We start from the raw sequence: 14,193 nt of genomic DNA on the forward strand, positions 1-14,193 counted from the left end.
AGCAGGTACATAGAAAATTAAACGAATGATTTTACATAGATTTGCATCTATGGCCAACAGGCAGGACGCTGCTTGTGCAAAATCAAATGTTAAATAACTGATTCCTTATTTCCTAACCATAACTAAGCTAAACGTATGAAAAAAGTTTTCATGCTCCTGATGTTCGCTGGCGCTTCTGTAATGTTTACAGCTTGCGGTGGCTCAACTTCTGAAGAAGGTACTGTAGTTGCTACAGATACCACAGATGTACAAACTGAGTACGAAGTAGAAAGAACTACTGTAGATGTGGATACCACTACTGAAACAGAGACAGTTACTACAGATACTACACAACAACAGTAGTATTTAGTACTCTATATTTCCAATTAGAAGGTTACTTAATATCCAATAACCACACGTAACGTATGAAAAAAGTTTTCATGCTCCTGATGTTCGCTGGCGCTTCTGTAATGTTTACAGCTTGTGGTGGCTCAACTTCTGAAGAAGGTACTGTAATTGCTACAGATACCACAGATGTAGAAACAGAGTACGAAGTAGAGCAAACTACTGTAGAAGTAGACACCACTACTGAGACTGAAACTGTTACTACCGATACCACAGTACAGCAGTAATCTTACGCTGCGTTAAGATTCCTTTGTCGGGAATTGTGCTAAAACATTAGTTAGAGCATATTTCATCTCTGATGATTGGAGGCTTAATGTTGTGCCTTCCCTGTAATCTTGGTACTTAAATACTAAGGCTAAAACGGGGGTAATTATGGTAGCAGATATAGAAGTTGCCCGGGTTAGTATCAATAATTCTGTTGCACTTCTTATTAAACCTGCTACATATAGTTACACTGTGGCACTAGATTGATTAGTATTTAATTTTAATTTAAAGCCCTGTCTCCTGCAGACAGGGCTTTTTGTTGCTTTACAGAAAATTATTATCTGGCAGCTGCTATGTTTTTGTTTGTAATCCTCACAGTAACAGTTTTAATTTTGTGCCTTTGGATTAATAGTGGCAGTAGTGCGCCGCATAAAGTTGATGTTGTGAGGAAAGTAGTATACAGCACCGGGAAGAGAGAAAAGAAAGGCTTGCATAGTTACCTGCCTGCAGCAGCTGCAGAGTACTGTGTAGGCCTGTGGCAGCATTACAAATTCATGCTTCGCATAAAGGGCGACCGAAAAACAAAGCTGGGTGATTTCAGGGTAGATCGCACGGGTGGAAAAATATCCATTAGTGTAAATGGCAGCCTGAACCAGTATGCATTTCTGGTTACCTACCTGCATGAGGTAGCGCACCTGCTTACCTGGCAGCAGCATCGCTCCAAAGTAAAACCACATGGTCCGGAGTGGCAGGAAAACTTTCGGCAGCTTATGCGGCCCATGCTTACTACAGAAGTGTTTCCTGCCGATGTTTTAAAGCCCCTGGCGGCCTATATGCAGGCACCGGCCGCTGCTACTGCCTCCAGTCAGCCGCTGTGGATTGCCCTAAGAGCCTATGATGAGAAAACAAATGAGAATGCCCTTTTTCTCTCACAGATTCCGGATGGTTATAAATTTAAATTCTGCGAAACCGTTTACCAGAAAGTAGAAGTTAAGCGAACCCGGGCGCTTTGCCAGAATATGGAAAACGGCAGGCGTTACCTTATTTCTACCGCTGCGCAGGTAGAGCTGGTGGCCTGAGTTTTGCCAGTGGCGGGCTTAAGAGCGAGGTGTTTTTATTTTTATGGCTATATTTGCCGCACACTGCTCATTTTTATGAAGGCCCAATCGCTACCACTTGAACAAACCGGCCATTTTCCGCCGATATTCACCGACTATATACAGCAAGACCCAAAGCTGCAGCCTTTTTACAGCCTGCCGCCCAGGCCGGAGAGCTTTAAGGAGCAAATGCAGGGTAAACGTTTTTCTGCAGAACAGCGGCAATTGCTGCATGAGGTGCTGCAGGAGCAGTATAAGGGTTTAAATTTGCCCGAACCGGTGGCACAAAACCTGCAATCTCTCGGCAGTGCCGATACTTTTACGCTTACCACCGGTCATCAGCTCAACATTTTCACAGGGCCGCTTTACTTTATCTATAAAATTGCTGCTACCATCAAAGCCTGCCAGGAGCTGCGGCAGCAGTATCCCGATAAGCGCTTTGTACCAGTTTACTGGATGGCGTCTGAAGATCACGACCTGGCAGAGATTAACCACTTCCGGCTGTTTGGTGAAATGAGGAGCTGGGAAACCAGTCAGCAGGGGCCTGTTGGCCGCTTTTCCACACAGGGGCTGCCTGAGCTGGCCGATCAGCTGCCGGAAGCAGTGCCCCTTTTCCGCAAGGCTTACGAAAATGCTGAAACGCTTGCAGCGGCCACACGCCAGTATGTACATGAGCTGTTCGGCAAGTGGGGGCTCATTATTCTCGATGCAGATGATAAGCGCCTGAAAGCAAGCTTTGCGCCTGTGTTCCGGGAGGAGCTGCTGGAGCAGCACAGCCAGGCCCTGGTGCAGGATGCTTCTGCAAAGCTGGAGGAGCTTGGGTATAAATCGCAGGTGTTTCCGCGTGAGATCAACCTCTTTTACATGCAGAATGGTTTGCGCGAGCGCCTGGTGCAGGAAGGAGAGGAGTGGGCGGTGCTCAATACCGGGCTCCGCTTCACCAAAGACAGCCTTATGCAGGAGCTTGAGCAGCACCCGGAGCGCTTTAGTCCTAATGTAGTACTGCGCCCGCTTTTCCAGGAGTGGATACTGCCCAACCTGGCCTATTTTGGCGGACCAGGCGAAATAGCCTATTGGCTGCAGTTAAAACCGATTTTTGACCGGCACCAGATCTCCTTCCCCATCTTAATGCCGCGCCAGTTTGTGCTGGTACTGGCAAAGGCCAATGAAAGTCGCCGGCAGAAGCTCGGACTTTCTGTGGAGCAGCTGTTTGAAGATCAGCACCAGCTGAAAGCCCGCCTGCTGCGCGAGTGGAGCGAGCATGAAATTAGCCTGCACGAAGAACGGCAGCAACTGCAACAGTTCTTTGAAGCACTGCAGCAAAAAGCTGCAGCGGTAGACAAAAGCCTTTCCGGCTTTGTAGGCGCAGAGGGCACAAAAGCCGAAAAAAGCCTGGAGAACATTGAAAAGCGCCTGAAGAAAGCAGAGGAGCAACGCCACCAGACAGAAATGCAGCAGCTGGAGAGTTTGCTGGATAAGCTCTTCCCCAACGGCAACCTGCAGGAGCGTACCGATAACTTCCTGAACTTTTACCTGAACGACCCCCAGTTTCTGGATAGCCTGATGGAGCACCTGAAGGGGTTTGACTTCAGCATGAAGGTGCTAAGTTATGAAGACTAAGGAGGCACTGCGGCTCTATTACCGGCAGTTGCGGCAGCAACTCTCCGATGAGGAGCTGCATCAGCGTAGCCTGCAGCTGTGCCGGCAGTTTTTTAGCAATATTCCACTGGATCACATCCATACCCTCCACAGCTACCTGCCTATGAGCAGCCAGCGGGAGCCCGATCCGCAGCCTATACTGGACATACTGCGCCGCGAGCATCCGCACATACGCCTGGTTGTGTCGCGTACCCTTTGGCAGGTGCGCGAAATGGAGCATGTGTACTGGGATGAGAAGCTGCAATTGCAGCAAAACAAGTGGGGAATTCCCGAGCCAGTAGGTGGAGAGGTCTGTCCCGTAGAAAAAATAGATGCTGTGCTGGTGCCCCTGCTGGCCTTCGACAGGTATGGCCATCGCCTGGGCTATGGCGCCGGCTTTTACGACCGCTTCTTGTCTGGCTGTGCCCCTCATGCGTTAAGCATTGGCTTATCGCTCTTTCCCCCCCTTGAAGAACCTATGCCAGGTGTTTTTCCTACCGATGTTCCCCTCACTCACTGCCTTACCCCTGATCAGGTATATAAGTTCATGTAGTCACGAGTATTCTTGCAGTAACGAGGAATTAATGTATTTCAGCAGGTGTTTATTTGCTGATGAATACCCTGCAGGAACTACAGCAGCAACTTAGCCAGTGCCGAATGTGCCAGGACCGTTTTGGCTTTGAGCCTAAACCAATGGTTTGGGGCAGGGCAGAAGCACCAATTATGCTTATTGGACAGGCTCCTTCCCGCACTGTGCATCTTACCCGGCGCCCCTTTAACGATGCCAGCGGCAAAAAGCTGCGGCGCTGGCTGGGCACAGGGGAGGATACTTTCTGGAATCAGTCCCTGCTGTATATCACCGCTGTTGGACGCTGCTATCCCGGAAGCACCGGTAAAAAAGGCGGTGGCGATTTTCCGCCTTCGCCCATTTGCGCCCCTAACTGGCTTGCAAAAGAAATACCCCTGCTTGAGCCACAGCTGTATATTTTAATTGGCAGCCATGCTGCCCGCTATTGCTTTGGCAATAAAAAGCTAACAGAACTGGTGTTTGAAGAGCTTTACTACCGCGGCAAGCCTGCCTTTGTGCTGCCGCACCCCTCACCTCTTAACATTAAGTGGTTCAAAGATCATCCACATTTCGAAGAGATGGTAGTGCCAAGCCTGCAGGCGGCTGTACAACATGCCTTAGGAGACCGGCAGAAGGCGGCTTAGTGGCAGCGCACACACCTGTCGGGTGCTTTAACACCAACAGGTGTGCACAGGCTGCTAATAATTTGGATTGTGTTTCTTTAGTTAAGCTAAAAGTGCTAATCAGGTAATTAGAATAGCTTTTCCTGCGGAGGGGTTACTCCCTTCATGCGAAGGTAAACTGTGGACTGGCCCCGGTGGTGAGTCTGGTGTTCGTGTGCTTTCGTCAGCAGCTGTTCAGCAGGCATCTCAAACTTGAACATCGTAACTGTTTTTGCCAGCTGCTCGTCTGTCATGCCGTTAATTGCATTGATCACATGATCATAGCTGTCCATTACAAATTTAGTGACCGCCTCTTTGGATTTTAGGTTATCCATTTTTTCCAGATCCTGGCCTTCGTAAGGATTCTTGGTGCCTAAAGCAGTAGACGTAAAGAAATAATTAGCGCCGGCAATGTGCAGCATCTGGCCGGCAAAACTTCTTATCTCAGGGGTTGGCTGAAAAGCATAACCATCTTCCGGCATGGCATCAAGATATTCCTTGGTATACTCTTTAGCGCGTTGCCAGTCGGCCAGCATTTGCGCTTTAGATGCAGCAGTAGTTGTAGCAAAAGCTGGCGATAACGCCATCAGGATTGTTGCCAGTGCAGCCAGCAGGCTTCTCCTGACCTGTTTGTCAGATTGTTGGTTCATGGTAGGGTAGAGATTATAGGAGATTGATAAAAATAACAAAGCCTCTGTAGTGCTTCAACGCCAAAAAGTCATAGTAGCTGGCTGCTCAACATCCCTCTCCCTGCCGCCTCCCTGCCAACCGCTATTATGTAAGCTAAGCTGGTGTTAGCAGCGGAAATCTAGTAAAAAAAACTTATTGCTGATGCTTAATGAGCTGATAATAAATCAGGCACTGCAGACTATAGATATTCAGGGAGTGCTTTTTCTGATGATCTCTCCCTGTTGGCTCCTATGCCTTACTCCCCCTTACCATCTCTTTTTTCCCGGGAGCACCGGGTAGGGTCTCTACCTGCAGGCCTGCATCACGCAAATCGCGCTTAAGCTGGCCTTTGGCGCAATAGGTAGTAAGCAGGGCAGCGGGTGCCATAAACCTGATGGTCTTTTCCAGCAGGGCTTTCTCCCAAAGCTCGGGCTGCTTGTTTGGTGCAAAGGCATCAAAAAAAACAACATCGAATGCTGCCTCTGCCAGTGCTGCCTCTTCCAGTTTCTGCTTTTTCTTATGCAATATGAAATAGTCATACAGCAGCACATCTTCCTCCCAGGGAGCTTCATGCAGGCGCAAAAAGTCCTTTTCGCCTTCGGTGAGCTGTGGGTAATTAAGCTGTTTTGCTGTTTCCAGGGAAACTGGATAAGGCTCCAGCGTGGTAAAATGTACCTTTACCTTATGCTGCAACGCCCAATGCAGTGCCAGCAGCGCATTAAGGCCGGTGCCAAAGCCTATCTCCAGCACAGAGAGGCTTTCTGCATGGGGTTGTTTTGCTCGCCAGGCATCAAGCCCCATGCGGATAAACACATACTGCGACTCCTGCAGGGCACCATGATGGGAGTGATAGGTTTCATCCAGTGCGGGGTTGTAGAGGCTGTGGCTGCCATCGCCGGTCTGGATGAGTTGTGGCTGCTGCTGATGTGCCTGCTCTGGCATTATAATCTGTTGTAAGTCTGGTAATCCATATCGGTGCTGGGGGTGGCGCGGTAAAGCATGGCTACGGCATAAGCCGATACACCCTCCTGCCGGCCAACAAAACCAAGCCGCTCGGTGGTGGTAGCCTTAACAGAAATATCCTCCACGCGCACCTTCATCACCTCTGAGAGGGTTTGCTGCATGCTGGCAATGTGCGGGCGCAGCTTAGGTGTTTGCAGGCAAACGGTAGAGTCTATGTTGGCTACCTCATATTTGTGTTCCCTGATCACCTGCATTACCCTTGCCAGTAACAGCTTACTGTCAATGCCCTTGTACTGCTGATCAGTATCTGGAAAATGAGCCCCTATATCGCCAAGATTAGCCGCACCCAGCAGGGCATCGCAAATGGCGTGGATGAGGACATCGGCATCGGAATGGCCTACTGCACCATGGGTATGTTCTATCTGAATGCCTCCCAGCCAAAAAGGCTGCCCTTCGGCAAGTTTATGAACATCGTAGCCCATACCTATTCTGTAGAGGGGCGTGTGTGGGGTATTAATCATTTATGCTTTAGGTTTAGCAATGTAGTGCAGGGTAGTGGAGTTTTCGGGAACCAGAATTTCGCGTGCCATAGCCTGTACCTCGTCGGCCGTAACTGCCTGTATGTACTCAGCCTCCTTGTTCACCAGGTCAGGATCGCCCAGCAGTGCACTAAAGGCCAGGTTCATGGCTCGGTTCAGCAGCTCAATTTCAGAAAATACAAGCGAAGATTCTGCCTGGTTCTTCACCTTCTGCAGCTCTTCTTCTGATACACCCTCCTGCACTTTGCTGATAATGGCCGCAATCTCTTCTTCGGCCTGCTGATGGGTAAAACCTGGCTTTAATTTTCCGCTGATCACCAGCAGGCCAGGTTCCATAGAGCCGGTTACATAGCCCGAGATATCGGCAAACATTTGCGTATCGCGCACCAGCCGCTGGTACAGCATGCTGCTTTTGCCCCTGCCCAGCACATCGCTTAGCAGATCGGCAATGTAGTAGCGCTGGTCGTTGCGGCCGGGCATGTGAAAGGTTTTGTAAAGGGCATTCAGGGGCACATCTGCCTCCACTGTTTCCAGGCGTGCGCTGGTTTGCTTTGGCTCTGCAGGCAGCTGGCGCTTATAAGGCTTTCCGGCCGGAATAGGACCAAACCATTTTTCGGTAAGCCTTTTTACTTCCTCAAAATCCACATTGCCGGCCACCACCATAATGGCATTGTTTGGCAGGTAATACTTAAAGAAGAACTTCCGTACATCATCCAGGGTGGCATCTTCTATATGCTTAATCTCCCTGCCAATGGTGGCCCAGCGGTAAGGGTGTTTCTGGTAGGCCAGGGGGCGCAGCTTTAGCCAGGCATCGCCGTAGGGCTGGTTCAGGTAGCGCTGCTTAAATTCTTCTATCACCACCTTACGCTGCACCTCCAGCACCTTAGGGTCAAAGCTAAGGCTCATCATGCGGTCGCTTTCCAGCCAGAAGGCAGTTTCCAGGTTTTCGGCAGGCAGGGTAATGTAGTAGTTGGTAATATCAGGCGAGGTAAAGGCATTGTTCTCACCACCCACCCGCTGCAGTGGCTCATCGTAATTGCCAATGTTCATGCTGCCGCCAAACATCAGGTGTTCAAACAGGTGTGCAAAACCGGTCTTGTGCTCATCCTCATCTTTAGAACCTACATTGTACAGGATGTTTACTGCAGCCATGGGTGTGGCAGTATCTTCATGTACAAAAACCTGAAGGCCGTTTTGCAGTGTAAAAGCTTTATAGTCTATCATTTTATTTTTTATGGTAAGGGGTATGAGGTTTCAGCTGTGAGATAGAGATCGCCGGGTTTTAATAACGAAAAATGTACTATTAACGTTTGATGCCTGCCATCGGGCATTTAGCATGCCTCGCTGTAAATCTATGGTTCTGCTATATAATATACCGCAGTAGCCCAATAATTAGCACCTTAACTCAATCAGAAATCAGCACAATATCCATCAACCTTACCTGCCCCATACAGCAAAGGTAAAAAATATTTCACAGCTCCGCTTAAAGAGGTAACTTTGACTTGAACTGCACTTTTTATATGACATTCGACAGAACAAATTTTTCGGACGAGGAACTGCTGGGCATCTATGAAGCCCTGCTGTGGCCCCGCATGATTGAAGATAAAATGCTGATCTTATTACGGCAGAGTAAGATCAGCAAGTGGTTTTCTGGAATTGGACAGGAGGCAGTTGCCGTAGGCGCTGCGCTGGCCCTGGAGCCCGATGAATACATTTTGCCGATGCACCGTAACCTGGGCATCTTTACAACGCGCAATGTACCGTTTGAGCGCTTATTTGCTCAGTTCCAGGGAAAAAAGTCTGGTTTTACCAAAGGCCGCGACCGCTCATTTCATTTTGGAACAAAAGAGCATTATATCGTTGGAATGATCTCGCACCTGGGTCCGCAGATGGCCCTGGCCGATGGTATAGCCCTGGCACATAAGCTGGAAGGAGAGAAAAAAGTAGCATTGGTGTTTACGGGTGATGGAGCCTCTTCCGAAGGTGATTTTCACGAAGCCCTGAATGTGGCAGCCGTTTGGGACTTGCCAGTGATATTTGTGGTGGAAAACAATGGCTACGGCCTCTCCACCCCCAGCAACGAACAATTCAGGTTTAAACATTTTATAGACAAAGGCCCGGGCTACGGCATGGAAGCCGTACAGGTAGATGGCAATAATATTCTGGAGGTGTATGGCACCATCAGCAGGCTGGCTACTGAACTGCGCGAAAACCCGCGGCCGGTGCTGGTTGAGGCACTTACCTTCCGCATGCGCGGCCACGAGGAAGCCTCCGGAACCAAATATGTGCCGCAGGAACTGTTTGAGCAGTGGGGCAAAAAAGATCCTGTAGAAAACTTTGAGCGCTTTCTGCTGAATGAGGGCGTGCTTAGCCAGGAGCAGCGCGAAAGCATACGCACTGGTATTAGCAGGGAAATAGAGGCGGGGCTGCAGCAGGCTTTTGCCGAACCCGAACCTGAAGCCAGCACCTTTGAAGAACTGGAAGATATGTATGCGCCTTATGTGCAGCAGGTAATAGCCCCTGCCAGCGACAACAAAGAGGAGCGCAGGTTTATAGATGCCATTTCGGATGGGCTGCGGCAGAGCATGCAGCGCTACCCGGAGCTGGTGCTCATGGGGCAGGATATTGCCGAATACGGCGGGGTGTTTAAAATTACCCAGGGCTTTGTAGAAGAGTTTGGCAAGGAACGGGTGCGCAACACGCCGCTCTGCGAATCGGCCATTATAGGTACAGGCCTGGGCCTGAGCATTAAGGGCCGCAAAGCCATGGTAGAGATGCAGTTTGCCGATTTTGTAACCTGCGGCTTTAACCAGATTGTAAATAACCTGGCAAAGATCCACTACCGCTGGGGCCAGAATGCCGATGTGGTGGTGCGTATGCCAACAGGTGCCGGCACGGCGGCAGGGCCTTTTCACTCACAAAGCAACGAGGCCTGGTTTTTCCATACCCCCGGCCTTAAAGTGGTATACCCTTCCACCCCTTATGATGCCAAAGGCTTGCTGAATGCCGCCATAGAAGACCCTAACCCGGTTATTTATTTCGAGCACAAGTTGCTTTACCGCTCCCTGACAGAAGCCATTCCAACCGACTATTACACCTTACCCATAGGCAAGGCCAAAGTAGTGCAGGAGGGCGACGAGGTAACTATAATTACCTATGGCATGGGGGTGCACTGGGCAAAGCAGGTGGCAGCACAGGTAGGGGTTTCGGTCCATATTCTGGACCTGCGCACGCTTTTGCCCTGGGACCAGGAGGCTGTGGCCGATGCAGTAAAGAAAACCGGTAAGGTGCTGGTGCTGCATGAAGATACGCTCACCGGTGGTGTGGGTGGCGAAATTGCCGCCTGGATTGCCGAACACTGTTTTACCTGGCTGGATGCCCCCGTAATGCGGGAGGCGAGCCTGGATACCGCAGTGCCCTTTGCACCGCCCCTGGAGCAGAATTTTCTGCCAAAAGGGCGATTGGCTGGTAAGCTGGAAGCTCTTAAGGCTTTCTAGGCGAACTAATCAATAAAAGATTCTGTACTTAACAAAGATTAACAATAACGCTTTGAAGCGGCTCCATCCATACCGACTTTCCTTTATCCTGCTGATGTTGCTGGGCTGCCTGCTGCTAAGCCAGGGGGCCAGTGCCCAGATTGGCGATCCCGATAAGGTGCTCAAAACTGAAAAGCAGAAAAAGAAGCCTAAGAAAAAGAAGCAGAAGGATCCGGACCACTCGCCCAGGGATCGGGCCACCGGTGTGCGCGAGCGCCAGCGAAAGGTAAAGCGGGAGCCAGGCGACATGAGCTCGGATAAGCCGCTGCCCATGCGCGATGATTATTATAAAGAGGAGCTGAACGACAAAAGGAACCTGAAACAGCGTGTGAATAAGGGATCACGGCAGGAGCCAGGTACCCATTACACCGATCGTTCTAAAAAAGACGCCAAGCGTGCCAAAAGCGGCAATGGCACACAGAGCCAGGGGAATATATCGGTAAAAGAGAAAGATGTTAGCCAGCCCGGGGTTGTGTATAATGCCAAAGACCGGCAGAAGGCCAGCAAGCGCAGGCAACTTAATGGTACTACCGACCAGGGTAATTTTAAGGTTAAGCAAGAGGATGTTAGCCAGCCTGGCGTGGTGTATAACCGGGAAGATTGGGAGAAGAAAAGCAGGCGTAAAAAGCTGCCGGGTACCAACGATCAGGGCAACTTTACGGTGAAGGAGCGCGATGTGTACCAGCCCGGTAAAGTTTATAATGCTGAGGACCGTGAAAAGGCAGCACGTCGCAGAGATTTACGCGGTACTAACAACCAGGGAAACTATAGCGTTAAAAAATCAGAAATGATTGAACCCGGTACCCATCACAGCGAGCGCAGTGAAAAGGCGGGTCAACGTTACAGCAGCTATAATGCTGCAAGAAGTGCAGGCCGGTTTACCGTAAAAACTAAATATGTGCGCCAACCTGGCGTGCATTGGTCGGAGCGTAAGGCATCTTTCTCTAAGCAGTACAGCAGCACCGAAGCAGCAAGCCATCCCGGAAATATAAGGGTAATGACGCAGCGCGAAAAAATGAGGCACTACGGTGAGTTATCAGAAAAGGTAAACCAGTACGAGGGTAACCTGAAGGTAAGCAGGCGTGAGCAGGATATGCACCCCAGCGTGGTGGCCCGCAAAGCAACAACGATGCGCTCTTTAGAACAAAAAGACAGGGCACGCAACCGTAGCCGCCTGTTGAATCGTATCTTTAAGAATAAGGAACAGCCTAATACAGTGAAGGCTAAAGAAATAAAGCCCCGCTACGATAAAGGCGAAAGCGAAATTTGGTTTGAATAATATGAACTGGAAATCTTTAGATAATAATACTACCCTGGATGAGCTCTCAAACTTAAGCTTTGAGCATCCGGTGGTGATTTTTAAGCACAGCACGCGCTGCCCTATCAGCCATATGGCGTTAAGCTGGTTTGAGCGTTCCTGGAGCCAGGAAGAGATGGGCGCTGTAGAGCCTTATTACCTCGACCTGATCCAGTACAGGCCTGTTTCTAACAGGGTGGCTGAGGTGTTTGGCATTCACCACGAATCGCCACAGCTGCTGCTCATCGATAAGGGCGAATGCACCTACCACAGCTCTCACTCCGCTATCTCTTACAAGGAACTGAAAAAACAGCTCGGCAAAGAATAATTAAAAGCCGAAGGTAACGTTTTGTTTGATGTCTGGATGAAGGCTCAGGGCAACCGGGCAGGTAAGGGCCGCTTGTTTGAGCGCGCTTATTTGCTGCGGGCTAGCTGCAGATGCGCCAGTCCATTCCAGGTGTATATCGATAGCAACAATACGGCGCGGTGGCGCAGGGCTCATATGCTTGGTAACCCTCCAGCTAAGGCCGCTAAGATCAACCTCATGGCGGGCTGCCCAAATACCCATGATCGTAGCCATGCAGCTGCCCAGTGCAGCGGCAACCAGGTCTGTAGGCGAAAAAGCTTCGCCCTTACCATTATTATCTGTGGGGGCATCGGTTATGATGGTGGTGCCGGATTTTTCGTGCACGGCCTGTGTACGTAAATTTCCGCTGTAAAGTCCTGTGCTGGTAGCCATAAACTACTGCTCTGTTTTTTTGTTATCCTATAAATTACTACCTTCAAACATACACAGTTCCTGATATCTTTCCATGAAGGGCACAACTTTTTACCTGTATCTGTTCCTTTTGCTGGGGCTCTCTTCGGCCGCATTTGCACAACAGCGTGAGGAAGAGGAAGATAATTATACCCGCGAATTTGTGTGGGGTATAAATAAAAACACCAATGGTGGCTACATTGGTGGTATCAATGCAAAGTTTACCCGCAGGCTGCAGGGCGAAACTTTCCGCTCACTGGGCATCGAAATTGCCAATGTGAAGCATCCCGAAGAAGCGCGGGTAACCTCCATTTACGGGGGTGGCTATATAATGGGCAAAAGTAATTACCTGTATTCCGTGCGCTTTAGTTATGGCCTGGAGCGCCTGCTCTTCCGTAAAGCGCCACAGCAGGGGGTGCAGGTGTCTATGCTGGCTTCGGCGGGTCCTACGCTGGGTATCATAGCACCATATTATATTGAATATGGTACCGGGGGCCTGGTAACTTCGGAGCAGTACGACCCTGCCAATTCCTACCACACCCAAAACTACATTCATGGTTCCGGCAGGCCACTGGAGGGCATTACTGAAAGCAGCTTTACGGCTGGCCTGCATATTCGCTCGGGCCTGAGCTTTGAGTTTGGCACCTTCAAATCAAATGTAAGCGGCCTGGAAATAGGGCTGATGCTGGAGGCTTTTCCTAGTGAGGTTGTGCTGTTGCCGCGTTCCGAAAACAGGTCAATCTTTCCATCGGCTTATGTAACACTTTTCCATGGCTCACGCCGCTAGAGCAGGGCTGGGTGTTCTCCTAATTATTCGCTACTTTTGTAGCATATAACGCTACCTTTGTAGCCAATCTTAAGGAGGTTTTTCGATGATTGAATTACCCGTTATTTCTGCTGAAGTAACTAAAACAAGAAAGCCCAACTGGCTGCGTGTTAAGCTGCCGGTAGGGAAAGAATACGCCCGGGTTCGCAAGATTGTAGACGAAAATAAACTGCACACCATTTGCGAGAGTGGTAATTGCCCTAATATGGGTGAGTGCTGGGGTGCCGGCACTGCTACTTTTATGATCTTAGGCAATGTATGCACACGCTCCTGTAGCTTTTGTGCCGTTGCCACCGGCCGCCCGCCTGAGTACGACCTGGATGAGCCGCGCAGAGTAGCCGAAGCCATTAAGGTAATGGGTGTTAAGCACGCGGTAATTACCTCGGTGAACCGCGATGAGCTGAAAGACCGCGGTGCCGAAATATGGTACCAGACGGTTCGCCTGGTAAAAGAACTTTCTCCGGAAACCACTATTGAAACCCTGATTCCCGATACAAAGGGTAATTGGGAGGCCCTGGAGCGTATGATCAGCGCCGGCCAGGAAGTGGTAAGCCACAACATGGAAACTGTAGAGCGCCTGTACCGCAGGGTACGTCCGCAGGCAAAGTATGCACGCAGCCTGGAGCAGATCAGCCGCACCAAAGCCTATGGGAAACGTACCAAATCCGGCATCATGCTGGGCCTTGGCGAAACACAGGAAGAAGTGTTCAGGGCAATGGACGATCTGGCAGCGCATGGTCTTGATATCCTGACGCTTGGCCAGTACCTACAGCCAACCCGTATGCACATAGAGGTGGCAGAGTTTATTCGCCCCGAGATATTTGAAATGTACAAGGAAGAAGGTTTAAAAAGAGGCCTGAAATATGTAGAATCTGGTCCTTTGGTACGTTCTTCTTATCATGCCGAACGGCACGTGCATGTGTAATTAGCACTATTCAAAGCCATTTATAAGCCTTTCCTCACCGAAAGGCTTTTTCTTTTTTGTTTTTCCTTACTCTATACAGATTGCGGCAATCCTTGCGTTGTTATTGGCGGCGTCACACGCTAGCTTTG

At 49.9% G+C, this 14,193-nt stretch carries 16 protein-coding genes; 11 read left to right on the top strand and 5 right to left on the bottom strand.

Annotated elements, in window-relative coordinates; translation table 11 throughout:
• The first annotated feature begins 135 nt into the window (after nt 1-135).
• The 6 genes from KWJ01_RS22805 (at nt 136) to KWJ01_RS22830 (ending at nt 4,535) form a co-directional block, all read left to right on the top strand.
• Nucleotides 136-342: a hypothetical protein gene (locus KWJ01_RS22805; RefSeq protein ID WP_224999438.1), complete on the top strand. Its 207-nt coding sequence runs from the start codon at nt 136-138 to the stop codon at nt 340-342.
• A gap of 62 nt (nt 343-404) precedes the next feature.
• Complete coding sequence (locus tag KWJ01_RS22810; RefSeq protein ID WP_224999439.1) at nt 405-611, top strand: hypothetical protein; 207 nt, start codon at nt 405-407, stop codon at nt 609-611.
• A 420-nt stretch (nt 612-1,031) separates the two neighbouring features.
• Entirely contained in the window at nt 1,032-1,667 is a 636-nt protein-coding gene (locus KWJ01_RS22815; RefSeq protein ID WP_224999440.1) for a SprT-like domain-containing protein, read from the top strand.
• Between the two features lie 75 nt (nt 1,668-1,742).
• Nucleotides 1,743-3,305, top strand: a complete 1,563-nt coding sequence (gene bshC, locus KWJ01_RS22820; RefSeq protein WP_224999441.1) for a bacillithiol biosynthesis cysteine-adding enzyme BshC — start codon at nt 1,743-1,745, stop codon at nt 3,303-3,305.
• A complete protein-coding gene (locus KWJ01_RS22825; protein ID WP_224999442.1) occupies nt 3,295-3,876 on the top strand; it encodes a 5-formyltetrahydrofolate cyclo-ligase in 582 nt (193 codons plus the stop codon). The genes bshC and KWJ01_RS22825 overlap by 11 nt, the downstream gene beginning before the upstream one ends.
• Nucleotides 3,877-3,935: 59 nt before the next feature.
• Nucleotides 3,936-4,535: a uracil-DNA glycosylase family protein gene (locus KWJ01_RS22830; RefSeq protein ID WP_224999443.1), complete on the top strand. Its 600-nt coding sequence runs from the start codon at nt 3,936-3,938 to the stop codon at nt 4,533-4,535.
• 107 nt (nt 4,536-4,642) lie between these two features.
• Here KWJ01_RS22830 and KWJ01_RS22835 read toward each other — a convergent pair whose 3' ends face one another.
• From KWJ01_RS22835 to KWJ01_RS22850, 4 genes are all read right to left on the bottom strand, one after another.
• Nucleotides 4,643-5,203, bottom strand: coding sequence for a DinB family protein (locus KWJ01_RS22835; protein WP_370634752.1), 561 nt, complete (start codon nt 5,201-5,203; stop codon nt 4,643-4,645).
• 268 nt (nt 5,204-5,471) lie between these two features.
• A complete protein-coding gene (gene mnmD / locus KWJ01_RS22840; RefSeq protein ID WP_224999444.1) occupies nt 5,472-6,164 on the bottom strand; it encodes a tRNA (5-methylaminomethyl-2-thiouridine)(34)-methyltransferase MnmD in 693 nt (230 codons plus the stop codon).
• Nucleotides 6,164-6,706 (bottom strand): 2-C-methyl-D-erythritol 2,4-cyclodiphosphate synthase, encoded by a 543-nt coding sequence (gene ispF, locus KWJ01_RS22845; protein WP_224999445.1) that lies wholly within the window; start codon nt 6,704-6,706, stop codon nt 6,164-6,166. The genes mnmD and ispF overlap by 1 nt, the downstream gene beginning before the upstream one ends.
• Nucleotides 6,707-7,948 (bottom strand): pitrilysin family protein, encoded by a 1,242-nt coding sequence (locus KWJ01_RS22850; protein ID WP_224999446.1) that lies wholly within the window; start codon nt 7,946-7,948, stop codon nt 6,707-6,709.
• A 296-nt stretch (nt 7,949-8,244) separates the two neighbouring features.
• Here KWJ01_RS22850 and KWJ01_RS22855 point away from each other — a divergent pair, with 296 nt between their 5' ends.
• The 3 genes from KWJ01_RS22855 to ytxJ are packed head-to-tail and all read left to right on the top strand — an operon-like array spanning nt 8,245 to nt 11,885.
• Nucleotides 8,245-10,221 (top strand): thiamine pyrophosphate-dependent enzyme, encoded by a 1,977-nt coding sequence (locus KWJ01_RS22855; RefSeq protein ID WP_224999447.1) that lies wholly within the window; start codon nt 8,245-8,247, stop codon nt 10,219-10,221.
• 52 nt (nt 10,222-10,273) lie between these two features.
• Entirely contained in the window at nt 10,274-11,539 is a 1,266-nt protein-coding gene (locus KWJ01_RS22860; RefSeq protein WP_224999448.1) for a hypothetical protein, read from the top strand.
• Nucleotide 11,540: 1 nt separating this feature from the next.
• Entirely contained in the window at nt 11,541-11,885 is a 345-nt protein-coding gene (gene ytxJ / locus KWJ01_RS22865) for a bacillithiol system redox-active protein YtxJ (protein WP_224999449.1), read from the top strand.
• Here the strand turns inward: ytxJ and KWJ01_RS22870 are convergent, their stop codons facing one another.
• Nucleotides 11,886-12,296, bottom strand: a complete 411-nt coding sequence (locus KWJ01_RS22870; RefSeq protein ID WP_224999450.1) for an OsmC family protein — start codon at nt 12,294-12,296, stop codon at nt 11,886-11,888.
• Between the two features lie 73 nt (nt 12,297-12,369).
• On the opposite strand from KWJ01_RS22870, the gene KWJ01_RS22875 reads away from it, so the two are divergent.
• Both KWJ01_RS22875 and lipA read left to right on the top strand, forming a co-directional pair.
• Nucleotides 12,370-13,101, top strand: coding sequence for a hypothetical protein (locus KWJ01_RS22875; RefSeq protein ID WP_224999451.1), 732 nt, complete (start codon nt 12,370-12,372; stop codon nt 13,099-13,101).
• 85 nt (nt 13,102-13,186) lie between these two features.
• On the top strand, nt 13,187-14,065 hold the full coding sequence (lipA, locus tag KWJ01_RS22880; RefSeq protein WP_224999452.1) for a lipoyl synthase: 879 nt from the start codon (nt 13,187-13,189) through the stop codon (nt 14,063-14,065).
• Nucleotides 14,066-14,193 lie beyond the last annotated feature (128 nt).

Source organism: Cesiribacter sp. SM1, from assembly GCF_020178975.1.
In the GTDB taxonomy this organism is placed as follows: Bacteria; Bacteroidota; Bacteroidia; order Cytophagales; family Cyclobacteriaceae; genus Cesiribacter.